Source organism: Pseudoalteromonas sp. Scap25 (assembly GCF_013394125.1).
Taxonomy (GTDB): domain Bacteria; phylum Pseudomonadota; class Gammaproteobacteria; order Enterobacterales; family Alteromonadaceae; genus Pseudoalteromonas.
This window is the reverse complement of record NZ_CP041327.1, coordinates 1,774,929-1,801,231: the sequence shown is the minus strand read 5'-3', so window position 1 is coordinate 1,801,231 and position 26,303 is coordinate 1,774,929. Positions and strand designations below refer to the sequence as shown.

Here is a 26,303-nt window from a genome sequence, read left to right as displayed (position 1 = left end):
GGTAAACTTTTTTTTACATAATATTTTTCATAAAAAGTGAACTTTATTAGTATTAATACGTTTATTTTGATAGTTCCACCAGAAACATTTGGTGGGTTTTAGAAAAACAAGTAGATGAGCCCCACTGCGGGCAAGATGGGCAAGTAACTGTGAAAAAGCAAAGACCTGTAAATCTAGATCTAACAACTATATCTATGCCGGCAACGGCTAAAGCTTCAATTTTTCACCGCGTCACCGGTGTTGCATTATTTTTTGCTTTAACGTTTGTCATTTGGGCTTGGTCAGAGTCTCTTTCTTCAGCTGAAGGTTTTGAATTCGTCAAGGGTCTGTTTAACGGATTCATTGCCAAATTTATAGCTTGGGGCACCCTTTCTGTACTGGGTTATCACCTTATCGGTGGTATCCGTCACATCATTATGGATATGGGGCATTGGGAAGAACTTGAATCAGGCAACACTAGCGCTAAAATTGCAATGGCACTTGGCGTTGTGTTTGCTGTATTGGCAGGGGTGTGGATATGGTCTTAAATCAAGCAACTCTTAAACGTGATGGCGTACAAGATTTTGTATCTCTACGCACAACGGCATTAATAATCAGTGCATATGCAATTTTTATTATTGGCTATTTTTTAGCAATGCCAGAAGTCACATATGACGCCTGGACAGGCCTATTCTCTAACCTAGCAATGAAAGGGGCGACATTAATCACCCTAGTTTGCATTATGGTTCATACCCGTATCGGCCTTTGGCAGGTTCTAACCGACTATGTAAAGGGCGCTAAATTGCGTGCTTTCTTAGGCTTTGTACTAAACCTAATGGCTGTTGCTTACGTAGCTGTAGGTTTAATCGTTTTATGGGGTGTTTAAGTGAAATATTCTGTTCGTGAATTTGACGCCGTAGTAATTGGTGCCGGTGGTGCAGGTATGCGCGCTGCTCTTGCTATTACTGAATCTGGCAAAACATGTGCACTAATCTCTAAAGTTTTTCCGACACGCTCACACACTGTATCTGCTCAAGGTGGTATTACAGTAGCGTTAGGTAATTCGCATGAAGATAACTGGGAATGGCATATGTATGATACCGTCAAAGGTTCCGATTTTATCGGTGACCAAGACGCTATCGAATACATGTGTAATACAGGCCCAGAAGCTATTACTGAACTAGAAAACATGGGTCTACCATTTTCTCGTTTTGAAAATGGCCGTGTTTACCAACGTCCTTTCGGTGGTCAATCGAAAAACTTTGGTGGTGAACAAGCTGCACGTACCGCAGCAGCTGCTGACCGTACTGGTCACGCATTATTACATCTTCTATATCAACAAAACGTTAAAAACAAAACAAATGTATTTTCTGAATGGTATGCACTTGATTTAGTTAAAAACGATAATGGCGATGTAGTAGGTTGTACAGCGATTGAAATTGAAACAGGTGAAATCACTTTCTTCAAATCAAAAGCAGTTGTGTTAGCTACTGGTGGTGCAGGTCGTATTTTTGCATCAACAACTAATGCTCACATTAACACTGGTGACGGTGTTGGTATGGCGACTCGTGCTGGTATTTCTATGCAAGACATGGAAATGTGGCAATTCCACCCGACAGGTATTGCAGGTGCTGGTACACTAGTAACCGAAGGTTGTCGTGGTGAAGGTGGTTATCTTTTAAATAAAGATGGCGAACGCTTCATGGAGCGCTATGCACCAAATGCTAAAGATTTAGCATCTCGTGACGTTGTTGCTCGTTCAATGATGACAGAGATTCGTGAAGGTCGTGGTTGTGATGGTCCTTGGGGTCCTCACCTTAAGTTGAAACTTGACCACTTAGGCGAAGAAACGCTTAATTTACGTCTTCCAGGTGTATGCGATCTTGCTAAAACATTTGCTCACGTTGATCCTGCAAAAGAACCAATTCCAGTTATCCCAACATGTCACTACATGATGGGTGGTGTGCCAACTAACGTAAATGGTCAAGTACTTAATATCGATGCCGCTGGTAACGAAAAAGTAGTACAGGGTTTATTTGCTGTTGGTGAGATTGCATGTGTATCTGTTCACGGTGCTAACCGCTTAGGTGGTAACTCATTACTTGATTTAGTTGTATTTGGCCGTGCTGCTGGTAACTTCTTAGGTAAATACCTAAATGACGTTGAAATTTCTAAAGCGGCTTCTGAGTCTGATTTAGAAGCGTCTTTAGCTCGCTTTAACCGTTGGGAAAGCTCAACAGTTGGTCAAGGTGAAGACCCAGTACAAATCAAGAAAGACCTACAGCAGTGTATGCAGCTTAACTTCTCGGTATTCCGTGAAGGTGACTCAATGGCAACTGGTCTTACTGAGCTTAAAGAAATTCGTGAACGCTTACAGCATGCACGTCTTGATGATAAATCATCAGACTTCAACACCATGCGTATTGAATGTTTAGAATTAGACAACTTAATGGAAACAGCTTACTCAACTGCAGTAGCTGCAAACTTCCGTACTGAAAGCCGTGGTGCACACTCTCGCTTTGACTTCCCAGATCGTGATGACGAAAACTGGTTATGTCACTCAGTATTTAATCCGGTAACGGATGAAATGAGCAAGCGTAAAGTAAACTACGAGCCCAAGCTACGTGAAGCATTCCCACCTAAAGCACGTACCTACTAGGAGCGAGACGATGGCACAAGTACAATTTTCAGTTTATCGTTACAATCCGGATGTTGACAACGCACCTCGTATGCAAGAATACACTTTGCAAACTGAGGAAGGCCAAGACATGATGGTATTGGATGCACTTTTATTATTAAAAGAGCAAGATCCTACACTATCATTCCGTCGTTCATGCCGTGAAGGCGTGTGTGGTTCAGACGGTGTAAACATGAATGGTAAGAACGGCTTAGCATGTATTACTCCTTTATCTACGCTACAAAAAAATGGCAAAGGTAAAATCGTAGTACGTCCATTACCGGGACTTCCTGTTGTTCGTGACCTTGTTATTGACATGAGTCAGTTCTACACTCAATACGAAAAAGTAAAACCGTATCTAATAAATGACGAGCCTGCTGCAGGCGAACGTCTTCAATCTATCGAAGAACGTGATAAATTAGATGGGCTTTATGAGTGTATTTTATGTGCATGTTGTTCTACATCGTGTCCTTCTTTCTGGTGGAATCCAGATAAGTTTATAGGTCCAGCAGGCCTTCTTCATGCTTACCGTTTCTTAGCTGATAGCCGAGATACTGCAACAGAAGAGCGTTTAGCTGACTTAGACGATGCATTCAGTGTGTTCCGTTGCCACAGTATCATGAACTGTGTTAGCGTTTGTCCTAAGGGTCTTAACCCGACTAAAGCAATTGGGCAAATAAAATCTATGTTATTAAACCGCTCGGTTTAATTTCAAGTAGACGAAAGATGGCTAATATTTTATTAGCCATCTTGTTATATAACTATTAATTTCTGCGCTAAAAAAAAGGGCTTATAAATGCACGAAGGTGTGATGAAGGCATGGCTAGAATCTTCACATTTAAACGGCGGTAACGTTGCTTATGTTGAAGAGCTTTATGAAGCGTATTTAGACGATGCGACTTCGGTGCCAGAAGAATGGCGAGAAGTGTTCGAACAATTACCAAAAGTAGATGGTGTGGATGTTGAAGTAAAACATTCAGAAGTTCGTTCACAATTTGCGGCGCTTGCTAAAAACAAGCATAGAGAAGTAGTGGTAGCAGAGGGCAGTGGCGGTGACCTTAAACAGGTTAAAGTTCTGCAACTTATTAATGCTTTCCGTTTTCGTGGACACCAAAATGCAAACCTAGATCCACTAGGTATTTGGCAACGCGAACGTGTACGAGATTTAGAGCTAGAGTACCACGACTTATCAAATGCTGACTTTGACCGCGAATTTAACGTAGGATCGTTTGCCGTAGGCCGCGATACTATGCCTTTAGGTGAGTTATACCAAGCACTAAAAACTACATATTGTGGTTCTATTGGCGCAGAGTATATGCACATCACATCAACAGAAGAAAAACGTTGGTTACAACAGCGTTTAGAGTCTGTTCAGTCTAGGCCAAAATTCGATAAAAATGAAAAGCTTCGTATCCTTAAAGGATTGACAGCGGCTGATGGTCTTGAAAAATATTTAGGGGCTAAGTTCCCGGGTGCTAAGCGTTTCTCACTTGAAGGTGGCGATGCGTTAGTGCCTATGCTTAAAGAGCTTATACACCGCGCGGGTGAAAGTGGCCAAAAAGAAGCCGTAATCGGCATGGCTCACCGCGGACGCTTGAACGTACTTGTGAATGTACTTGGTAAAAATCCATCAGAATTATTTGATGAATTTGCTGGTAAACACAAAGATACTTTAAGCTCTGGTGATGTTAAGTATCACATGGGTTACTCTTCAGATTTCGCGACCAAAGGTGGCAATGTGCACATGGCACTTGCGTTTAACCCATCGCACTTAGAAATCGTAAATCCTGTGGTTATGGGGTCTGTGCGCGCACGCCTTGATCGTCTAAACGACAAAACGGGCAGCAAAGCACTTCCTATTACTATTCACGGCGACTCTGCAATCGCAGGTCAGGGTGTAGTACAAGAAACGTTTAACTTATCACAAACTAATGCATTTAGTTGTGGTGGTAGCATTCGTATTGTTGTTAATAACCAAGTTGGTTTTACAACAAGCAAGCAAGACGATGTACGCTCTACTGATTACTGTACTGATATTGCAAAAATGGTTCAATCACCAATCTTCCATGTAAACTCTGATGATCCTGAAGCGGTTGCGTTTGTTACGCAATTAGCGCTTGATTTCAGAAACCAGTTTAAACGTGATGTTGTGATTGACCTTGTTTGTTACCGTCGCCATGGTCATAACGAAGCTGATGAGCCTAATGCTACACAGCCTGTTATGTATCAAAAAATTAAAAAACACCCAGTTCCTCGCTTAATCTATGCAGATCAGTTAATTTCGGAAGGTTCTTTCACAGAAAACGAAGTGAAAGCACTTGCAGATGATTATCGTAATGGCTTAGATGATGGCAACTGCGTAGTTGAAGAAATTCAACCAGAAACGTCACATTCTTCTGATTGGGCTAAATACGTTGGTCATGATTGGAATGTTGACTACGACGCGAGCGTTTCTGTAGAGAAACTCAAAGAGCTCGGTAACATTGTCGCAAGCTACCCTGAAGATCACAAAGCGCAATCTCGTGTTAAGAAAATATACGATGATCGTAAAGCTATGGCAGCTGGTGAAAAAGCACTTGATTGGGGTATGGCGGAGACTTTAGCGTATGCAACTATTGCAGCTGAGGGCACTGACATTCGCCTAACAGGTCAAGACTCTGGCCGTGGTACCTTCTTCCATCGCCATGCGGTTGTTCACGGTCAACAAGACGGTGCAACATACTTACCACTACAAAACATTAGTGAAGATCAAGGTACGTTTGAAGTATTTGATTCGGTGCTATCTGAAGAAGCGGTATTAGCGTTTGAATATGGTTATGCAACAGCAGAGCCGACCTCACTTGTTTTATGGGAAGCGCAATTTGGTGATTTCGCCAATGGTGCACAAGTTGTTTTTGACCAATTCTTAAGTTCAGGTGAGCAAAAGTGGGGTCGTTTATGTGGCCTGACATGTTTGCTACCACATGGTTATGAAGGCCAAGGCCCTGAGCATAGCTCTGCACGTCTTGAGCGCTTTTTACAGCTGTGTGCTGATCATAATATGCAAGTATGTGTACCATCTACACCTGCACAAGTTTATGCAATGCTTCGTCGTCAATCGGTTAGACCTCTTCGTCGCCCATTGATTGTTATGACGCCAAAATCATTGCTTCGTCATCCATTAGCTACATCATCGCTTGAAGAACTATCAGAGGGCGTATTCCACAATGTGATCGATGAAATTGATGATATTGATGCTAAGAAAGTAGAACGTGTTGTATTTTGTAGTGGTAAAGTTTACTACGAATTATTGCAAGAACGTCGTAAACTTGAGCAAGACAACATTGCTATTGTTCGTGTTGAACAGCTATACCCGTTCCCACATGACGAAATGAAGACGATTATTGAGCGTTATCAGCATGTTACTGATTTTGTATGGTGTCAGGAAGAGCCGCAAAACCAAGGTGCTTGGTACTGTTCTCAACATCACTTTATTGATGCAATTCCACAAGATGCAAAATTAAAATATGCTGGTCGTAAAGCTTCAGCATCACCTGCATGTGGTTATATGTCAGTACATACTAAAGAACAACAAGCGCTCGTTGCCGACGCGCTTACTATAGAAAAGAAAGGATAAGCAATGAGCACAGAGATTAAAGTTCCTGTTCTTCCTGAGTCGGTTGCAGATGCTTCCGTTGCTACATGGCATGTAAGTGTTGGCGACAAAGTAAGCCGTGACCAAAACTTAGTAGATATTGAAACAGACAAAGTGGTTTTAGAGGTGGTTGCACAAAACGATGGTGTAATCACTGAAATTTCACAAGAAGAAGGTGCTACGGTACTTGGCGACCAAGTGATCGGTTTAATTGGCGATGCAGATGAAGCACCGGCAACTAAAGAGTCAAAAGAAGATGACTCAGCATCAGATAAATCAGAAGACGCGCCTGCGGCGCAATCAGCACCAGCATCAGAAGGTAAAGAAGTGGATATTAAAGTACCTGTACTTCCAGAATCAGTTGCAGATGCAACAATTGCTACTTGGCATGTTCAACCAGGTGACGCGGTAACACGTGACCAAAACTTGGTAGATATCGAAACAGATAAAGTTGTACTTGAAGTTGTTGCCCAAGAAGACGGCGTTATGGGTGAAATAATCCATGACGAAGGCGATACCGTTCTTGGTGAGCAAGTAATTGGTAAGGTAAAAGCAGGCGCTGCACCAGCTAAATCTGAAGCTAAAGCGGATGCACCAGCAGCCAAAGAAGAAAGCTCAAGCGATAGTTCAGATGTGCTAACGCCATCAGTTCGTCGTTTAATTGCTGAGAAAGGCCTTGATGCTTCAAAAATCAAAGGCTCAGGTAAAAATGGCCGTGTGACTAAAGAAGATGTTGATCAATTCTTAAAAGCACCTGCTCCAGCAGCAAAAGCAGAAGCAGCACCAGCAGCACCAATGGGTGACCGTACTCAAAAACGTGTGCCTATGACACGTTTACGTAAAACGATTGCTAATCGTCTTCTTGAAGCGAAAAACTCAACTGCAATGTTAACCACGTTTAACGAAGTTAATATGAAGCCAATTATGGACCTTCGTAAGCAGTACCAAGAAGTATTTGAAAAGCGTCACGGTATCCGTTTAGGCTTCATGTCTTTCTATGTGAAAGCGGTAACTGAAGCGTTAAAGCGTTTCCCAGATGTAAATGCATCAATTGATGGCGATGATATTGTTTATCACAACTATTTCGACATCAGTATTGCTGTTTCTACGCCACGTGGCTTAGTAACGCCAGTACTTAAAGATTGTGACAAATTATCAGTTGCAGAAATCGAAAAAGGTATTCGTGAACTAGCCCTTAAAGGTCGTGATGGCAAGCTAACACTTGATGATATGACTGGCGGTAATTTCACTATTACTAACGGTGGTGTATTCGGCTCATTACTATCAACACCAATCATTAACTTACCGCAGTCTTCAATCTTAGGTATGCACAAAATCCAAGATCGTCCAATGGCTGTTAATGGTAAAGTTGAAATCTTACCTATGATGTATTTAGCGTTATCTTACGATCATCGCCAAATCGATGGTAAAGAATCAGTTGGTTTCTTAGTAACAATTAAAGAGTTACTTGAAGATCCAACACGTTTACTGCTAGATGTTTAATTAAGTAGTATGAAATATAAGCTGTGAGTTAAAATCACAGCTTTTTTTTTGCGCCTAAGGTCATACTGGGGTTTTCATGTAGCGCCATGAGATCTATACTAGGCACGCAATTTGGGATAGTTGTTTATTTGCATAAATATTCAGCTCTTTTAATATAAAAAATTGGATAAAGCATCATGAATTTGCATGAGTATCAGGCAAAACAACTTTTTGCCGAATATGGTTTACCAGTTTCTCAAGGTTTCGCTTGCGATACACCTGAAGAAGCTGCAGCAGCTGCTGAAAAAATTGGCGGCGATATGTGGGTTGTTAAAACTCAGGTTCACGCAGGTGGACGTGGTAAAGCTGGCGGTGTAAAGCTAGTTAAAACTATCGACGAAGTTAAAGCGTTTGCAGCTAACTGGTTAGGTAAAAACCTAGTTACTTACCAAACAGACGAGAAAGGCCAGCCAGTTGCTAAAATTTTAGTAGAAAGCTGTACAGATATCGCAAACGAACTGTACCTAGGTGCTGTTGTTGACCGTGCTTCTCGTAAAGTTGTGTTCATGGCGTCTACTGAAGGCGGCGTTGAAATTGAAACTGTTGCTGAAGAAACACCAGAACTTATCCACAAAGCTGAGATTGATCCTTTAGTAGGTCCTCAAGCTTACCAAGCTCGTGAGCTTGGTTTTAAATTGGGTCTTAACCCAACACAAATGAAACAGTTCGTTAAGATCTTTATGGGTCTTGGCAACATGTTCAACGATTTCGATTTCGCATTACTTGAAATCAACCCACTAGTAATCACAGATGAAGGTAACCTTCACTGTCTAGACGGTAAAATTGGTATCGATGGTAATGCACTTTACCGTCAACCTAAAATCCGTGAAATGCACGATCCATCTCAAGAAGATGCACGTGAAGCTCACGCAGCAAGCTTCGAGCTTAACTACGTAGCCCTAGATGGTAACGTAGGTTGTATGGTTAACGGTGCAGGCCTAGCAATGGGTACTATGGACATCGTAAACCTACACGGTGGCAAGCCAGCTAACTTCCTAGATGTTGGTGGCGGCGCGACTAAAGAACGTGTTTCTGAAGCATTCAAAATCATCCTTTCAGATGACAACGTTAAAGCTGTTTTAGTTAACATCTTCGGCGGAATCGTTCGTTGTGACATGATTGCTGAAGGCATCATTGGCGCAGTTAAAGAAGTAGGTGTAACAGTTCCAGTAGTTGTACGTTTAGAAGGTACTAATGCTGAATTAGGCCGTGAAGTACTTGCTAAGTCTGATCTTAACATCATCGCTGCTGAATCATTAACAGACGCGGCTGAAAAAGTTGTTGCTGCTGCGGAGGGCAAATAATGTCTGTATTAATCAATAAAGATACAAAAGTTATCTGTCAAGGTTTCACTGGTGGTCAAGGTACTTTCCACTCAGAGCAAGCGCTTGAGTACGGTACACAAATGGTTGGTGGTGTAAGCCCAGGTAAAGGCGGTCAAACGCACCTTGGTCTTCCAGTATTTAACACAGTACGTGACGCTGTAGAAGCAACAGGTGCAACTGCATCTGTGATTTACGTACCAGCACCTTTCTGTAAAGATGCAATCTTAGAAGCTATCGATGCAGGTATCGAGCTGATTGTTTGTATCACTGAAGGTATTCCTACACTTGATATGGTTGACGTTAAAGTTAAACTAGATCAAACAGGTACTCGTATGATTGGTCCAAACTGTCCAGGTGTTATCACTCCTGGTGAGACTAAGATTGGTATCATGCCTGGTCACATCCACAAGCCTGGTAAAGTAGGTATTGTTTCTCGCTCTGGTACTTTAACGTACGAAGCAGTTAAGCAAACTACAGATGCTGGTTTTGGTCAGTCTTCTTGTGTTGGTATTGGTGGTGATCCAATTCCAGGTACTAACTTTATCGACGTTCTAGAATTGTTCGAAAAAGATCCACAAACTGAAGCAATCGTAATGATTGGTGAAATTGGTGGTACTGCAGAAGAAGAAGCTGCAGAGTACATCAAAGCTAACGTTACTAAACCTGTTGTTTCTTACATTGCTGGTGTTACTGCACCAGAAGGTAAGCGTATGGGTCACGCTGGCGCAATCATCGCTGGTGGTAAAGGTACTGCTGATGAGAAATTTGCTGCATTAGAAGCTGCGGGCGTAAAAACTGTACGTTCACTTGCTGATATCGGTAAAGCACTTAAAGAAAAAACAGGCTGGTAATCAGCGTTTATTCTTTAAAAAAGGCTCGCAATTGCGAGCCTTTTTGTTATCTAGAGTTCAGATACCTAATTAACCACAGTTCAGTTTAATTAATATGGGTAACTTATATGCTGAAAAAAGCGTACTGATAAGTCTTGGCGTTGCTTATTAATTGCTAACTCATCGCATAATCCATGAATAGTTTTTTCTACTTGGTTCATAAAGCGACCATAGCCAATTTCATGTTTATTATGCTCAGCTGCCACAATGACAAAATTCAGTGTTTCGACTAATTTATCGGCTTCAAAGAATACTTTTATTTGTGGTGCTGAACCTTCTATATCAAAACTAATTTTTTGTAGCTCTTCATTTCCTTCATTTCTATCAACTTGGCTGTTGCGAATTATTGGCATTGCGCCATTGGCAACCATTGCAGCATGGGTGAGTTTATTGTCTTCACATAATTGGGTAAATAGTTTTGAAAAGTGAGAGTAGAACGGCTGATAAGTTTGGCTGTTAACCTCGCTCTGAAACTGCGTTTTAATATTACGTGTTACCGGTACCGAGAAGGTGACATAGGTCATCTCTGCGTGTGTGCTTGGTATCTCGCATTGTCTTGATTGATAACGAGGATATAAACTTCTTAATTTATAACCGTAACTTTCTTTATTGCCTTTTTCTTTAGCGAATAAGTCATAGGTCAAATGCTGATGATCACGCAATTTAAAGCTCGGTTGCTCTACAAATAATTGCTGTTGTAGAAGATCTAAAACTTTTTGTACATTATTATGAAATTGGGCGGAGTGAGCTCGAATATCATCCCCAGTGGCTAAAAACAGTAAGCGAATCTTTTTGCTTTGCTGATCTTCGGTGTAATGAAGTTTATGTGCTTCATGGTAACGAGGGTTATAGAAAAACAACATTTGCTTATCGGTTTCAAGTTGATAAGACTCATCATGAAATCGCACGACCGGCAGTTTATCATTGGCGAGTAAATGCACATTGTGAAGTTCATATTCATCACAAGCGGCAAATAGTTGGCGAGCAATACGCTGATAACACGCATTAATATTACTAAAGCTCTTATAAAACTCATCGTTTGGCGTGATTTCAGCTAATAAATAATGGTTTGCTCTAGCATTGCTTGGGATATAAACACGGTGTTGATTTAATGAAGCCATCTTTCGTTCCTGTAAGTTGGGTTTATTTTTATACTATAGAATGCTTTGATGACTTAAATATTGCGCTAAAACAAATTTTGTTCATAAACTATCCCTTATTAAACAAACTTTGTTAATTACCAGCATAAACCCGTATCTATTACTGTATGTTACGCTTGGTTTTTGTAATAATGCATTAGTTTTGTTATCACGCAATATACAGAGGTTTATACTCCTATGGCGGAAATCGAGAATCGCCCAAGTAACTTTATTAGAACCCGAATTGATGAAGATTTAGCAAGTGGAAAATATGCCACAACGCATACCCGTTTTCCACCAGAACCAAATGGCTTTTTACATATTGGCCATGCAAAATCAATTTGCCTAAATTTTGGTATCGCCAAAGACTATAACGGTTTATGTAACCTTCGTTTTGACGATACAAACCCAGAAAAAGAAGATATTAACTACGTTAATTCAATTAAAGAAGACGTACAGTGGTTAGGGTTTAATTGGGATGGTGAGATTAAATATTCGTCAAACTATTTTGATGTGCTTTACGGCTATGCAGTTGAGTTAATTGAAAAAGGTTTAGCGTATGTGTGTTTTTTAACTGCCGATCAAGCGCGTGAATACCGTGGCACATTAAAAGAGCCAGGTAAGAATAGCCCTTATCGCGATACTTCGGTTGAAGAAAACCTCGCATTATTTGAAAAGATGCGCAATGGTGAATTCAAAGAGGGCGAATGTGTACTGCGCGCAAAAATTGATATGGCAAGCTCATTTATGGTGCTACGCGATCCAATTATTTACCGTGTTCGTTTTGCACATCATCACCAAACTGCGGATAAGTGGTGCATTTACCCAATGTACGACTTCACGCATTGTATTTCTGATGCGCTAGAAGGTATAACACATTCATTATGTACCTTAGAATTCCAAGATAACCGTCGTCTTTACGACTGGGTTCTTGATAATATCAGCCTTGAATGCCATCCACAGCAAATTGAATTTTCACGGTTAAACCTTGAATACACAATTATGTCAAAGCGTAAGCTTAATGACTTAGTGGTAAATAACAAGGTAGAAGGGTGGGATGACCCGCGTATGCCAACGATTGCGGGTCTTCGTCGTCGAGGTTATACACCGGCTTCAATTCGTGAGTTTTGTTTACGTATTGGTATTACTAAACAAGAAAATATGGTTGAAATGGGTATGCTTGAAGCGTGTATCCGTGATGATTTAAACGAAAATGCACCGCGTGCGATGGCTGTACTTGATCCGGTTAAAATCGTGATTGAGAATTATCAAGCCGACACTGTTGAAACATTGTCAGTTGCTAATCACCCAAATAAAGAAGAAATGGGTCGTCGTGATGTGCCTTTTACCCGTGAAATTTTTATTGAACGTGAAGATTTCCGCGAAGAAGCAAACAATAAATTTAAACGTTTAGTACTTGATAAAGAAGTACGTTTACGTGGCGCTTATGTAATTAAAGCCGAGCGTGTTGAAAAAGACGATAACGGTGAAATTACCACTATTTACTGTACTTACGATCCTGAAACATTGGGTAAAAACCCAAGCGATGGGCGTAAAGTAAAAGGGGTGATCCATTGGGTATCTGCACCAGAGTCGGTAACAGCAGAAGTGCGTTTATATGACCGTCTGTTTAGTGTGCCTAACCCTGCAGCATCAGAAGATTTTGAAAGCACATTAAACCCAGAGTCGTTAGTTGTTATTAATAATGCAAAACTAGAACCTTCACTGGCAAATTCACAGCCTGCGCAAGGTTTTCAGTTTGAGCGTACTGGTTATTTCTCACGTGATACTAAATCAGAGAATGTGGTATTTAACCAAACTGTGGGTCTTCGCGACTCGTGGGCTAAAATAGATCAGAAGTAATTCTGTTCTATTTTAGACACAAAAAAACCTGCTTTTAGCAGGTTTTTTTATTAATTGCATAAAAATTAACTGTTGTTTTGTGCAAACGCCTTACATGCATCTTTATCTTCACACTCACCGTATAGGTAAAGAGAGTGGTTAGTTAGCTTAATACCGTTTTCTTCAGCAATCTCAAGTTGACGACGTTCAATCAAGTCATCTTCAAACTCAACAACCTTGCCACACTTTAAACACACTAAGTGGTCATGGTGAGTACTGCCCGAAAGTTCAAATACAGACTTGCCACCTTCAAAATGATGACGGCTAACAATACCTGCATCATCAAATTGGTTTAAAACACGGTAAACAGTCGCAAGACCAATTTCTTCGCCTAGATCTAATAAAACCTTGTAAACATCTTCAGCGCTTATGTGTTGGTTATCTGGAGATTGAAGAATCTCTAAAATTTTAATACGCGGTAAAGTTACCTTTAGCCCGGCTTTTTTAAGTTCCAAGTTATGATCAGTCATTAAATCTGTCTCAATTTTATTTAGTTATACTAGACATCTTGCAAGATGTACTCGTCACAATAATAGTTAGGATAACGTGCCTTAGCAGGAAGTGCAAAGAACAATTGATCTATATCAATATTAACGCGGAAAATGCTAACTGTTTGATAATATTTTAAACAGTTAGCATAATAAGGGGGGATTAATCTGCTAACTCACTTAAGCACATTTCATCATATACTTGAGCACACCATTGTTTAACGCGTTGCTCGGTTAGTTCAGGCTGACGGTCTTCATCAATACCTAAGCCTACAAAATGCTTGTCATCAGCCATGCCTTTTGATGCTTCAAAATCATAGCTGTCTGTTGGCCAATGTCCAACAACAATAGCTCCACGCTCTGTTACGATATCGTTGATCATACCCATTGCATCTAAGAAGTATTCTGCATAGTCTTCTTGATCGCCACAGCCAAAAATAGCCACTAGCTTGCCTTCAAAGCTTACTTCTTCAAGCTCAGGAAAAAAGTCATCCCAATCACACTGCGCTTCGCCATAGTACCAAGTTGGAATACCGAATAAGATCAGATCAAATTCAGCAATCTCTTCTTTAGAGCTTTTTGCAATGTCATGCACAGCAACGAGCTTTTTACCCAATTCTTTTTGGATCATTTTTGCTACGTGTTCTGTGTTACCTGTGTCACTTCCGAAAAAAATGCCTACACTTGCCATGGATTTAAACCTTTTATCTATCAATAGCCAATCTTTCTTGTAAAATTGTTTCGATCAACGCACTACGGCTAATATTTTGTGCATCTGCCATATCACTCAAAGCCTGATACAACTGTGACGAAACTTTAAATTCAACACGCTTTAAACCACGTGCTTTATCTCTTTTTATTTGATTACGTTTATTGACCTTTAACTGCATATCCCGTGGAAGGGGATTGGTTTTCGGTCTACCTGGACGTTTCTCGTATTCAAATAAATCAAGCGTTGTTCTATCTGTTTCTGACTTGGCCATGCTTAACCTACACCCGCACCTTGCCAAAATACCTGAATAAGTCCTTTGGCAATAAAGCCAGAGCAACCTAAAAAAAGTACCAGCCACACAATATAACGACCAAATTTAGGCACATTGCCGCTTTTCAGTACATCTTTAATTGCCAAGCCGATAAAAATAAAAATACCTGCTAAGCCAAAATACAACCCTAAGGTATCAAATTCGTTAATAAACTGACTGACCATCGACGTATAACCTTTAAATTAAACGGCGCGTACTATAGCACATAAATCTTTAATTATTTAGTGTGATAAATCAAAAACACGCCACAAAAATAACTTTAAATTGCCATTAAAAAATCATTGATTGCTTTGTTTACAGCCTGTGGTTTTTGGGCGTGCAACCAATGACCCGCACCATGAATGATTTTTGCACTTACATTTTTAAACAGCGCATTAATTGCTTCACGATGCTCAGCTAATATGTAGTCAGAGTCATTACCTTTAATAAACAGAGTTTCGCATAAACAAGAATTATTTGCATTAATGTTGTCGGTAATTGTTGAATATTTATTATCAAGTACTGATAAATTGAATCGCCAAACAAATTTCCCTGCATCATTTTTATATAAACTCTTTAGTAAAAATTGACGTACACCTAACTCTTCTATATACGGTTGCATTACTAAATCAGCTTGCTTTCTATCACCAATATCGGCATTTTTTACTGCATTTAATGCCTCAATGATTTGGGTATGACGAGCCGGGTAGCTAACTGGGGCGATATCAAGTACCACTAATTTATCGACCAATTCGCTATGGGTTAATGCAACTTGCATAGCCACTTTACCGCCCATGGAATGCCCTACAAGGTGGGCTTTTTGTATTTTCAATTTCGCCATTAATTCCACAATGTCATTGGCCATGGCTAGGTAATCCATTTCACCACTGTGTGGGGAAAGGCCGTGGTTACGTAAATCGACATTGGTTACGCAAAAGTGTTCACTTAATGGTTTTGCAATCACATTAAGGTTTTCTAATGAGCCAAACAGTCCATGGATCAAAACAACATCAGGACCTTGACCAATTTGTTTGTAATTTAATTGCATAAACGTCTCCCATAATTTTGCGCATAGTTTGCCGAGCATTAACTAAAAAAGCAAAAAATACAGATATTATTTAAACGCTGGATGCAAAATACCTAGCTCTCTGATTATTTGGTCATTATTAATTATATGTTTAGGGTAGCGTGGGTTGTAACTCGCATTTCTAACTGGATTGGGTATAATCATATCGAAAGAAAAATGTGACCCGTAATGACAGGAAGAACATGAAACAAATCGACATAGACGACGAGTTATATCAGTACATTGCTAGCAATACCCAGAGTATTGGTGAAAGTGCATCGACTATTTTACGTCGTTTATTAAATCTCAGCGGCGAAAAAATTCACACTACAAAATCAGACACTGATCATAAAAATGAAACTGTTAGTGTGTCTAATCCATCTGAAGAACAACAAGTTGCTGCCGTTGAACAGCCAGCCTCTGTGGCGAAACCGCCGGTAAATAAAAAGAATGCGAACGTATTTAATATTTTAAATAAAGAAGAGCTGGCAATGCAAAAAGGTGTTGTTGGTCGTTTCTTATTTATATTAAGTGCATTTTACCGAACGCACAAAACTGACTTTTCAGCAGTGCTTGATATCAAAGGCCGCGATCGTGTTTATTTTGCGACCAGTAAAGAAGACTTAGTGAATAGCGGTAGTAGTATGAACCCTAAAAACATCACCGATAGTGAATATTGGGTGATGACTAATTCAAATACTACACGTAAAAAAATGATGCTGCATGAAGTTGCACTTAGCTTGGGCTATAGCAATGAGCAAGCTGAAAAAATTCGTGATTATCTTTAAGGAAATACCATGGCAATTCATTCCGGCGCAGGGAAAACTGCACCACAATCGGTTTTAGTGAATGTACCAAAGTTAGTGTCTGCGTATTATTTAAATGAGCCTGATCTAGAGCAAAACCCTGAGCATTGTGTTGCCTTTGGCACCTCAGGGCATCGTGGTTGTGCATATGATGTGAAATTTAATGAATCCCACATATTATCAATCACCCAAGCTATTTGTGATTACAGAAAGCAAAACGATATATTTGGCCCATTATTTTTGGGTAAAGACACCCACGCATTAAGCGAAGCCGCCTTTAACTCAGCGATAGAAGTGCTGGTTGCTAACGAAGTGCAAGTGATCACCCAAGAAAATGGCGACTTCACACCAACGCCGGTAATTAGCCACGCTATTGTTAGTTATAATAAAAATCACCCAAATGAATTAGCCGATGGTATTGTTGTTACTCCGTCTCATAATCCTCCTGAAGATGGCGGGTTCAAATATAACCCACCTAATGGCGGCCCTGCAGATACAGATGTAACAAAATGGATTGAAGATAGAGCCAATCAGCTTTTAATGGAAGACTTAGTTGAAGTAGAACTGTTTCCATTTGCTAAAGCGTCGCGTTCTGGTTTTATCCGCTATGAAGATTTAATGACACCGTACATTAATGATCTTGAAAACATTGTTAACTTAAAAGCGATTAGTGATGCTGGTATTAAAGTAGGTATTGATCCATTAGGTGGTTCAGGCATCAACTTTTGGCCAGTGATTGCGAAAAAATACAATCTAGATTTAACCGTTGTAAATGACAGTGTTGATCCGCGTTTTGCATTTATGCCACTTGATAAAGATGGCAAAATTCGTATGGATTGCTCATCACCTTATTCAATGGCGAATTTAATTGCCCTTAAAGATGATTTTGATCTATCGATAGGCAATGACCCAGATTATGACCGTCATGGCATAGTAACACCTGATGGATTAATGAATCCAAATCACTTTTTAGCAGTAGCCATTGATTACTTACTAACGCATCGTGACTGGGATGCCAGCGTTGAAATTGGTAAAACCCTCGTTTCTAGCTCAATGATTGATAAAGTCACTGAGCGTAATAAGCGTAAAGTAAAAGAAGTACCTGTTGGTTTTAAATGGTTTGTTGAGGGGTTAAATAAAGGCAAGTTGGCTTTTGGTGGTGAAGAAAGCGCTGGGGCAGCCTTCTTACGTTTTGATGGCACCGTATGGTGTACAGACAAAGATGGCTTTATCATGGGGCTACTTGCTGCTGAAATTCTTGCAGTTACAGGTAAAACACCGTCTACGTTATATAAAGAACTAGAGCAAGAATTTGGTGCACCAATTTATAAACGTTTAGATGCGCCAGCGACGCCTGAGCAAAAATCACGTTTAAAAGCGCTCAGTGCTGACGATGTTAAAGCCGATACCTTAGCCGGTGAGCCAATTATGCAAAAGCTTACTCATGCGCCAGGTAATAATGCAGCAATTGGTGGATTAAAAGTAGTAACTGAAAGTGGCTGGTTTGCAGCGCGTCCGTCAGGTACTGAAGATATATATAAAATATATCTAGAATCATTTAAAGGCGAAGAGCATTTAGCCTTATTAGAAAAAGAAGCTAAAAAACTGGTTGATTCAGTAATTAGCTAATCTGCAATTAAAATTAAAAACGGCTGATTTATTCAGCCGTTTTTGTATCTACAATTTATAAAACAAAAAGGGCTTTATAGTGATGTCAGCCACTTCAGAATATATTAATCAATTAAAACATGATGGTGATTTTTTAACGCTTTCTCGAAACCATGAATGGCATTTGGATGCAGGCCAATTTACTCTTAATAATAATACGCAAGTAACCGTGCATGATACCGGTGTAATTGAATTTGAGCCTGATTGTATAACGTCAAAGAATGTGGTGCTTTCAAGTGCAATTCATGGCAATGAGACAGCCCCTATAGAAATTTGCGATGAACTGATTAAACACATTATTAGTGGAAAACTTGAATTACAACAACGGGTTTTATTTATTTTTGGTAACCCTCAGTCAATTAATATTGGTAAACGCTTTGTAGAAGAGAACTTAAACCGCTTATTTAATGGGCACCACACTGTTGATGGCATCGCGATGAACGACGAACGTATTCGTGCTGCAAAACTTGAACAGTACGTTAGCGATTTTTATGCACGCTCAGAGCAGGACACGTATCGCTGTCATTATGATTTACATACCGCTATTCGTGGTTCTAAAAATGAGAAGTTTGCTGTTTACCCATTTTTACATGGCAAGCCTTGGAAAAAGTCGCAACTGCAGTTTTTATTGAGTTGCGGAGTTAATACGGTATTAATGATGAAATCACCCGCTACCACGTTTAGCTACTATTCATCGTTTGTGCATGGGGCTGATTCGTTTACCGTTGAGCTTGGGCAAGTAAAACCCTTTGGTGAAAACGACATGTCGCGCTTTGCAAAAACTAAGCAAACATTAACTGCATTAATTAGTCAAAAAGAAGTGGAATACCCTAAATTTAATGCAAGTGACTTTGAGTTGTTTTCTGTTCATCGCACAATTAACCGCACAGAGCAAAACTTTAGCTTCCCGTTTTCTGATGATGCCGAGAACTTTACAGGCTTTGCAAAGGGTGAGCTTTTAGCAACTGATGGTGATAATGCAATTTATGCGGACGTAGAAGGGGAAGCGATTATTTTTCCTAACGCACAAGTTGCTATTGGACAACGTGCACTATTAACGGTTGTGCCTATGCAGGTGGATAGTCGTTTTAGCTAATTCAACACATCAGACCACTTGTTATGAAAGTTTAACCAACTGATTAATAAGTGGTTAATTATATGTATAGTTAACTTGCCAGTTTTTTGCTCAATATTTACTTTTGTTTGGTCACAGTTTTGTTGAATAACACTTTACGTTAACGTAAAGTGTTGGCAGCTTTAATTAAATACAGTGCAGATGTTGCAAAGTTTATTCAGCAACAATCACCCATAATAACAATTTAAAGGGGCACTGTGATACCGACAACAAGAGAAGGTAGGTTATGAGTAATCCCAATAACGTATCGCTGAATATTAACCATGAGCTTGAGTTTATCGACGGTCACGCGCTTAATATTCCAACCCTTAGTATTTTAACTGAGGACGGCGACATTCATCCTAGTGCCCCTGCACCTGACATTTCTAAACAAACCGCTATTAAATTATACGAAACCATGCGTTTTATTCGTTTATTGGATGAACGTATGCAGGGTGCTCAACGCCAAGGCCGTGTTAGCTTTTACATGCAGTGTTTAGGTGAAGAAGCGGCGGTAACAGCCTCTGCGGCAGCCCTTGATCAAGATGATATGATTATGGCGCAATACCGTGAGCAAGCGGCGTTGCACTACCGTGGTTTTACGCTTGACCAATTTATGAATCAGATGTTTTCTAACGAACTAGATCTTGGTAAAGGCCGTCAAATGCCGATCCATTACGGTTCTAAAGCACTTAACTACATGACAATTTCATCGCCATTAGGAACTCAAATCCCACAGGCCACCGGTTATGCATACGGTCAAAAAGTAAAACATATCGATGCTAAAACAGGTGAACTAGCAAGTACTATTGATAAAGTCACCATTTGTTATTTTGGTGAAGGTGCTGCTTCAGAAGGTGATTTTCACGCAGGTCTTAACATGGCTGCAGTGCACAAGGCACCGGTTATCTTTTTTGCACGTAACAATGGTTATGCTATTTCTACCCCAGCTGATGAACAATTTAAAGGTGATGGTATTGCATCGCGTGGCGTAGGGTATGGTATTAAAACCATACGTGTTGATGGCAGCGATGCACTCGCTGTTTATGCAGCAACTAAAAAAGCCCGAGAAATTGCAGCAACCCAAGGTGAACCTGTACTTATTGAATCGATAGCTTATCGTTTAGGCGCGCACTCAACGTCAGATGATCCTAGTGGCTACCGTTCAAAAGATGAAGAAGCAAACTATAAGGCGTGCCCAATAGAGCGCTTTAGAAAATGGCTAGTAAAACAAAACTGGTTAGATGACGCAGAAGATATAAAAGCGAAAGAAACAATTCGTGATGATATTTTGGCGGCACTTAAACGCGCTGAAGTAATTGATAAACCAGCCTTAGAAGAGCTGATTTCTGATGTGTACGATACACCAATTCCATCTTTACAACGCCAATATGATGAGCTTAAAACACATATAAAAGCCCATCCTGATGCCTACCCAACAACAGCAGGGAGAATTAAGTAATGGCTAAAATGAACATGCTACATGCAATTAATTCTGCTTTAGATATCACTATGAATGAGCACCCTCAAGCGTGTATTTTTGGTGAAGACGTGGGTTATTTTGGCGGTGTTTTTAGAGCAACATCAGGCTTACAAGAAAAATACGGTAAGCACCGAGTATTTAACACGCCGCTTACAGAGCAAGGCATTTTAGGTTTTGCTAACGGATTGGCCGCATTTGGTGCACCAGCGCTTGCTGAGATTCAATTTGCTGATTACATCTTTCCTGCGTTTGATCAAATTGTGAATGAATCTGCTAAGTTTCGCTACCGTAGCGGTAATGAATTTAACGTAGGTAATCTAACAATACGAACACCTTACGGCGGCGGTATTGCTGGTGGTTTGTATCACTCGCAATCGCCAGAAGCATATTTTGCTCATACGCCAGGGTTAAAAATTGTCGTGCCGCGTAATCCTTATCAAGCTAAAGGCTTACTTCGCGCATGTATTAAAGACGATAACCCTGTGCTATTTTTTGAGCCAAAACGTTTATATCGTGCATCTACGGGTGAAGTGCCAGAAGAAGATTACAGCATTGAACTAGGCAAAGCTGAGGTAGTTCAAGAGGGCACTGACGTTACTTTATTGGCGTGGGGGGCACAAATGGAAATTGTAGAAGCAGCTGCTAAACAAGCCAGCGAACAAGGTATAAGCTGTGAGGTAATTGACCTTCGCAGTATTCTACCATGGGATGTTGAAACGATTGCTAAGTCAGTGACAAAAACAGGCCGTCTTATTGTTAGTCATGAAGCACCTATTACCAATGGTTTTGGCGCTGAAATTGCGGCAACTATCGCTCAAGAGTGTTTCTTACATTTAGAGTCGCCTATTTTACGTGTCTGTGGTTTAGATACACCATATCCGCTGGCGCTTGAAAAAGAATATGTTCCAGATGCATTGAAAGTAATGGCCGCAATTAAACAATCAGTGAACTTTTAGAGGTTTCCATGGCTAAAGATTTTATATTACCTGACATTGGTGAAGGCATTGTTGAATGCGAAGTAGTCGAATGGCTGGTACAAGAAGGCGATACAGTAAAAGAAGATCAGCCTATTTGTGATGTGATGACAGACAAAGCCTTAGTACAAATTCCTGCGGTACACGATGGAGTGATCACTAAGCTGCATTGCAAAAAAGGCGATATTGCTAAAGTGCATGCGCCGTTATTTGCAATGGATGTTGCCGGGGAAGCACCCAGCGAAAAGACTGAAACATCATCTGCACCAACATCTACTCGTGAACACTTAGAAGATTTTATCTTACCCGATATTGGTGAAGGTATTGTTGAGTGTGAAATTGTAGAGTGGTTAGTAGCAGAAGGCGATGAGATTGAAGAAGATCAAGCTGTTTGTGATGTAATGACTGATAAAGCGTTGGTACAGATACCGGCTAAATATACCGGTACTGTACAAAAGCTATATTATCAAAAAGGTGAAATTGCCAAAGTACATAGCCCGTTGTTTCAAATGACCATAGCAGGTCAAGCCGCAAAAGAAGATGTTGATGTTAATCAAGCGGTCGTAAAAGCACAAAGCAATGCAACTACCGATTCACCGGCTAAACAAACACAACCACAAACTGCGATTGTTAACGAAAAAGCAGTTGCCTCACCTGCGGTTAGACGTAAAGCGCGAGAGCTTGATGTAGATTTAACTTGCGTACCAGGCAGTGGTAAAAATGGTCGTATTTATAAACAAGATATTGAAGCGTTTATAAAAAATGAAGTGCCATCTGGTATGGATACTTCTGAGCTTAATAAACCACAAGCTTCTGAGAGTAAAAAAATCAGCAGCACTGAACATGTAACGAGCACAGGTGGAACGCGAACAGAAGCGATTAAAGGCATTAAAGCGGCAATGGCAAAACAAATGGTGGCGTCGGTTTCAACTATTCCACACTTTACCTACAGTGATGAAATTGACTTAACTGATTTAATTGCACTTCGAGCAGATCTAAAAGAGCAATATAAAGCTCAGGGCGTTAAGTTAACTATGATGCCATTCTTTATTAAGGCGTTATCGTTGGCAATGAGTCAATTTCCAGTACTTAACTCAAAAGTAAATGATGATTGTAGCGAAATTACTTACTATGACGATCATAATATTGGGGTTGCGGTAGATTCTAAAGTGGGCTTATTAGTGCCTAATATTAAAGCTTGTCAAACTAAAAGCATTGTAGAGGTTGCTAACAGTTTAACTCAGCTTACTGATTCTGCTCGCGAAGGGCGAGTTGCACCTGATGATTTAAAGGGCGGTACTATTAGCATTTCTAACATTGGTGCAATTGGCGGCACTATTGCAACGCCAATCATAAATAAGCCAGAAGTCGCGATTGTTGCACTTGGTAAATTACAGCACCTTCCACGCTTTGATCAGCATGGGCATGTAGTTTCACGTGCAATTATGCAAGTAAGTTGGTCAGGTGATCACCGTGTAATTGATGGCGGCACGATAGCGCGCTTTAATAATTTATGGAAAGAATACTTAGAGCAGCCAGCTAAAATGATGATGGCAATGCGCTAATTTTTTTCATTAATAAAAAACCAGCTTATTAGCTGGTTTTTTTATATCTTGAAAAGTAATGAATAAAAGGTAGATCGATTTAGCTGAAAAAATACAGTCCATATCCAACTAATAACGCCGGAACTGCGGTATATAGTGTGGCAATAATGGCCGCTTTGGGTGCCATAGCAATGGCAGGGAAAAGCGCATCGCCATCGTTGGAAATGGCGTTCGCTGCTAAAGCACTAAACGGTATCACACCTTGAATGTATAACGTGGTGACAATGATTTGCGGCCCACAACCGGGTAAAAAACCAATTAATACCGCAATTAAAGGTGCTAAATAGGCATAATTTAAAAACCATGTTTTTAAATCAAGACCAAACACGCTCACCAGTAGTTCAAACAATATAAAGGAGGCAACCACCCACGCGGTTACAAAATGAGTATCTTGCAGTACTTTTGTTATTTTTGAAGGCGGACTGCATACATCATCTTCTGAGGTTACTTCCTTATAGCTTTCACCTTTTGATGATAGCGCCCACATAAACACCACAAACAATGCCATTACTGCGCCAAAAAAACTGACCGCATTTACTACATGATTACCAAATTGGCTTAAATCAATATTAAACGCCAGTACAAAAGCAATCAGTAACCCTGGAATAATAGCAATTAACCAAATAGGCTTGCTCAACTTTATTATTCTGGTTGGCAATACAGTCACTGGTTGTGTTTGCTTTTGATTGGTAGGGCATAAATAACCTGTTTTATGCAGTTTATTAACCAGTAAGCCTGTTAGCGTACCAACGACTAAGCCTATTGCCATTATTGTTAAGCCGTCAGTAGGGCGAGTAGCTAATAATAAAAATGCGGCATCACCCATTGTAGCCGTTAATACCGCAACAATAGCCCCAAAACTGGCTTGTCCCTTAGTAAATTGGGTAACCACAATGATTGCACCACCACAGCCTGGCAGCATTCCTAAAAATGCAGCAAAGCTGACCTCTAACACAGGAGACTTAGCATTTAGATAACGAAGCTCTAGTTGGGGTAAATAATCAATCGCGTAGTAGTAAATAAATAGGGTTGCAGCAACAAACACACTGACTTGAAAAAAAGCATCACTAAGTGCAGTGATTGTTATAGTGCGTAAGCTGGGCAGGGCTAAACAAACTAAAATTAACAGGGGTAAAATTAGGCGTTTATTTTGATGAAAAACACGTTTTGCAGCTGGCGAAATAACTCCTAAATGTTTTGTTAAAAGCATAAAGTACGACCTAATAAATAAACTAGATCGCACTGTACTATTTTATTAAATGATAATCAATATCATTTAAGTGGTTGCTTGAAAAAGCTTATTTACGTTGAAACTCCGAGTTTTCATTCCAAGTAGGCCATTGATTTTGCTGTGAAATATCAAAGCCTACTTTATAAAATAGTTGTAAATCTTGAACCGCACCTGATAAATCCCACTCATCACGATATCTATCACAAGGCTGGTGGTAACAACCGCGCAATACTAAACTCATACGCTTGCGATAATTAGCCGTTTCTTCATCAAACGCTTCTGAACCACCACCAGCATACATAGCAGGTACGCCCATATTGGCAAAGGCAAAGTGATCAGAGCGGTAGTAACCACCTGAAGATGGCTTAGGATCGCCTGATACTGTTCTGCCTTGCTCTTTAGCAGCCGTTGCTAGTATTTCATCCATTTGCGATTTACCAATACCCACCACACTAATATCTTTTACTTTTCCTAATAGGTTTAAGCTATCCATATTAATATTAGCAACGGTTTTATTTGCTGGAATAACCGGGTTAGCGGCGTAATATTTTGAGCCAAGCAAACCTTGTTCTTCAGCGGTTACCGCTAAAAAGGTCATTGAGCGGTCAGGGCGTTTACCTAGTTTAGTAAAGGCTTCAGCCACTTCGAACATACCGGCTGTACCTGTCGCATTATCGTGGGCACCATTATAAATTTGATCGCCTTTACGATTTTTATCCGTTCCTAAATGATCCCAATGCGCAGAGTAAATAATATGCTCGTCTGGCGTTTTACTACCAGGAAGAGTGGCAATAAAGTTATAAGATACCGATTTTTTGATGGTATTTTTTACATTCACAGTGGCAGCTAAATCGCCCATATCTACATGGTAAGCGCCTTTAGCTGCTTCTGCTTTAGCAGTATCAAAATCAAGGCCTGCTTTAGTAAATAGCTCTTTTGCTACATCAACAGTAACCCAACCTTCAACAGCAACACGATCCATGTTGTTATTATCTTTTACAAAACCAAACTGCTCGCCACTCCACGAGTTCTCAACCACTGACCAAGGGTAAGACGCCGGTGCTGTTTCATGAATGATAATAGCGCCCGCTGCACCTTGACGGCTTGCTTCTTCGTATTTATAAGTCCAACGGCCATAGTAGGTCATGGCATCACCGGTAAATAAATCAGGATCTTTAGTTGCAAAACCAGGGTCGTTTACCAGCATTACGACGGTTTTGCCCTTAACATCTAGGCCTTCGTAATCATTCCAATTATATTCAGGTGCGTTAACACCGTAGCCGACAAATACCAGCTCTGAATTTTCAATTCCTTCTTGTGCACTGATGCGGCTACTACCCATAACCATGTCTTTTTTGTATTGGTAGTCTTTACCGCCAATATTAAGCACCATGTCAGAGTCTGCTTCTAATGACACAAGCGGGACTTCTTGAAAAAAACTATCACCGTTACCCGGTTCAAAGCCCAATACAGTAAATTCTTTTGTTAAGTAGTCAAGCGTAAGCTTTTCACCTTCAGATGAAGGAGCACGACCACCAAATTCATCAGAAGCTAACACTTTTACATGCTTAGCAATTTCATCGGCTTGAATGCTGTTATAGCCTTTCGCGACATCGTCAGAAGTGATACTTGTTGTTGCACAACCCGCTAGAATCGCGGTTGTGATTAAGGTCAAAGAAAAATAACGTTTCATATTGGCTCTTTTTTTGTTCTAAGTGGCCCTAGTATATGAACTTCTGTTAATTAGAACCAGTTTTTG

At 40.3% G+C, this 26,303-nt stretch carries 23 protein-coding genes; 15 read left to right on the top strand and 8 right to left on the bottom strand.

Annotated elements, in window-relative coordinates:
- Positions 1-149: 149 nt before the first annotated feature.
- The 8 genes from sdhC to sucD all read left to right on the top strand — a co-directional run bounded on the left by sdhC (position 150) and on the right by sucD (position 10,008).
- Positions 150-527 (top strand): succinate dehydrogenase, cytochrome b556 subunit, encoded by a 378-nt coding sequence (gene sdhC / locus FLM54_RS08275; protein ID WP_010390126.1) that lies wholly within the window; start codon positions 150-152, stop codon positions 525-527.
- A complete protein-coding gene (gene sdhD / locus FLM54_RS08270; RefSeq protein ID WP_055012091.1) occupies positions 518-865 on the top strand; it encodes a succinate dehydrogenase, hydrophobic membrane anchor protein in 348 nt (115 codons plus the stop codon). The genes sdhC and sdhD overlap by 10 nt, the downstream gene beginning before the upstream one ends.
- Positions 866-2,638, top strand: a complete 1,773-nt coding sequence (gene sdhA, locus FLM54_RS08265; RefSeq protein WP_008112088.1) for a succinate dehydrogenase flavoprotein subunit — start codon at positions 866-868, stop codon at positions 2,636-2,638.
- A 10-nt stretch (positions 2,639-2,648) separates the two neighbouring features.
- Positions 2,649-3,365 (top strand): succinate dehydrogenase iron-sulfur subunit, encoded by a 717-nt coding sequence (locus FLM54_RS08260; protein ID WP_010390121.1) that lies wholly within the window; start codon positions 2,649-2,651, stop codon positions 3,363-3,365.
- Positions 3,366-3,452: 87 nt separating this feature from the next.
- Complete coding sequence (gene sucA, locus FLM54_RS08255; RefSeq protein WP_075169173.1) at positions 3,453-6,272, top strand: 2-oxoglutarate dehydrogenase E1 component; 2,820 nt, start codon at positions 3,453-3,455, stop codon at positions 6,270-6,272.
- Positions 6,273-6,275: 3 nt separating this feature from the next.
- A complete protein-coding gene (gene odhB, locus FLM54_RS08250; protein ID WP_008112094.1) occupies positions 6,276-7,793 on the top strand; it encodes a 2-oxoglutarate dehydrogenase complex dihydrolipoyllysine-residue succinyltransferase in 1,518 nt (505 codons plus the stop codon).
- Between the two features lie 176 nt (positions 7,794-7,969).
- A complete protein-coding gene (gene sucC / locus FLM54_RS08245) occupies positions 7,970-9,136 on the top strand; it encodes an ADP-forming succinate--CoA ligase subunit beta (RefSeq protein WP_008464053.1) in 1,167 nt (388 codons plus the stop codon).
- Positions 9,136-10,008: a succinate--CoA ligase subunit alpha gene (sucD, locus tag FLM54_RS08240; protein ID WP_010390118.1), complete on the top strand. Its 873-nt coding sequence runs from the start codon at positions 9,136-9,138 to the stop codon at positions 10,006-10,008. Before sucC ends, sucD begins: the two co-directional genes overlap by 1 nt.
- Before the next feature lie 89 nt (positions 10,009-10,097).
- Here sucD and FLM54_RS08235 read toward each other — a convergent pair whose 3' ends face one another.
- Positions 10,098-11,168 (bottom strand): DUF3083 family protein, encoded by a 1,071-nt coding sequence (locus FLM54_RS08235; RefSeq protein WP_178956132.1) that lies wholly within the window; start codon positions 11,166-11,168, stop codon positions 10,098-10,100.
- 216 nt (positions 11,169-11,384) lie between these two features.
- On the opposite strand from FLM54_RS08235, the gene glnS reads away from it, so the two are divergent.
- Positions 11,385-13,049, top strand: a complete 1,665-nt coding sequence (gene glnS, locus FLM54_RS08230; protein ID WP_178956131.1) for a glutamine--tRNA ligase — start codon at positions 11,385-11,387, stop codon at positions 13,047-13,049.
- A gap of 65 nt (positions 13,050-13,114) precedes the next feature.
- On the opposite strand, the gene fur is transcribed toward glnS, so the two are convergent.
- The 5 genes from fur to FLM54_RS08205 form a co-directional block, all read right to left on the bottom strand.
- On the bottom strand, positions 13,115-13,558 hold the full coding sequence (gene fur, locus FLM54_RS08225) for a ferric iron uptake transcriptional regulator (protein ID WP_010390113.1): 444 nt from the start codon (positions 13,556-13,558) through the stop codon (positions 13,115-13,117).
- Between the two features lie 181 nt (positions 13,559-13,739).
- Entirely contained in the window at positions 13,740-14,267 is a 528-nt protein-coding gene (gene fldA / locus FLM54_RS08220; RefSeq protein WP_008113772.1) for a flavodoxin FldA, read from the bottom strand.
- Between the two features lie 13 nt (positions 14,268-14,280).
- Positions 14,281-14,559 carry a LexA regulated protein gene (ybfE, locus tag FLM54_RS08215; protein WP_008113775.1) on the bottom strand — a complete coding sequence of 93 codons (279 nt, stop codon included), beginning with the start codon at positions 14,557-14,559 and terminating at the stop codon, positions 14,281-14,283.
- 2 nt (positions 14,560-14,561) lie between these two features.
- Positions 14,562-14,783 (bottom strand): DUF2788 domain-containing protein, encoded by a 222-nt coding sequence (locus tag FLM54_RS08210; protein ID WP_008113777.1) that lies wholly within the window; start codon positions 14,781-14,783, stop codon positions 14,562-14,564.
- Between the two features lie 95 nt (positions 14,784-14,878).
- Positions 14,879-15,646, bottom strand: coding sequence for an alpha/beta fold hydrolase (locus FLM54_RS08205; RefSeq protein WP_178956130.1), 768 nt, complete (start codon positions 15,644-15,646; stop codon positions 14,879-14,881).
- Positions 15,647-15,867: 221 nt separating this feature from the next.
- Here FLM54_RS08205 and seqA point away from each other — a divergent pair, with 221 nt between their 5' ends.
- The 6 genes from seqA (at position 15,868) to FLM54_RS08175 (ending at position 23,274) form a co-directional block, all read left to right on the top strand.
- The gene (gene seqA / locus FLM54_RS08200; protein ID WP_010390110.1) at positions 15,868-16,452 is read left to right on the top strand and encodes a replication initiation negative regulator SeqA; all 585 of its coding nucleotides are present in this window, start codon (positions 15,868-15,870) and stop codon (positions 16,450-16,452) included.
- Positions 16,453-16,461: 9 nt separating this feature from the next.
- Positions 16,462-18,099: a phosphoglucomutase (alpha-D-glucose-1,6-bisphosphate-dependent) gene (gene pgm, locus FLM54_RS08195; RefSeq protein WP_109874605.1), complete on the top strand. Its 1,638-nt coding sequence runs from the start codon at positions 16,462-16,464 to the stop codon at positions 18,097-18,099.
- A gap of 82 nt (positions 18,100-18,181) precedes the next feature.
- Positions 18,182-19,234, top strand: a complete 1,053-nt coding sequence (gene astE / locus FLM54_RS08190) for a succinylglutamate desuccinylase (RefSeq protein WP_075169178.1) — start codon at positions 18,182-18,184, stop codon at positions 19,232-19,234.
- Positions 19,235-19,499: 265 nt separating this feature from the next.
- Positions 19,500-20,714, top strand: coding sequence for a thiamine pyrophosphate-dependent dehydrogenase E1 component subunit alpha (locus tag FLM54_RS08185; protein WP_178956129.1), 1,215 nt, complete (start codon positions 19,500-19,502; stop codon positions 20,712-20,714).
- Complete coding sequence (locus tag FLM54_RS08180; protein ID WP_010390106.1) at positions 20,714-21,691, top strand: alpha-ketoacid dehydrogenase subunit beta; 978 nt, start codon at positions 20,714-20,716, stop codon at positions 21,689-21,691. Before FLM54_RS08185 ends, FLM54_RS08180 begins: the two co-directional genes overlap by 1 nt.
- Positions 21,692-21,699: 8 nt before the next feature.
- On the top strand, positions 21,700-23,274 hold the full coding sequence (locus tag FLM54_RS08175) for a dihydrolipoyllysine-residue acetyltransferase (RefSeq protein ID WP_178956128.1): 1,575 nt from the start codon (positions 21,700-21,702) through the stop codon (positions 23,272-23,274).
- A gap of 79 nt (positions 23,275-23,353) precedes the next feature.
- Here FLM54_RS08175 and FLM54_RS08170 read toward each other — a convergent pair whose 3' ends face one another.
- Together FLM54_RS08170 and FLM54_RS08165 are read right to left on the bottom strand one after the other, a co-directional pair.
- Positions 23,354-24,523 carry a putative manganese transporter gene (locus FLM54_RS08170; RefSeq protein WP_178956127.1) on the bottom strand — a complete coding sequence of 390 codons (1,170 nt, stop codon included), beginning with the start codon at positions 24,521-24,523 and terminating at the stop codon, positions 23,354-23,356.
- 88 nt (positions 24,524-24,611) lie between these two features.
- Positions 24,612-26,237, bottom strand: coding sequence for a M28 family metallopeptidase (locus FLM54_RS08165; protein ID WP_178956126.1), 1,626 nt, complete (start codon positions 26,235-26,237; stop codon positions 24,612-24,614).
- Between the last annotated feature and the right edge of the window lie 66 nt (positions 26,238-26,303).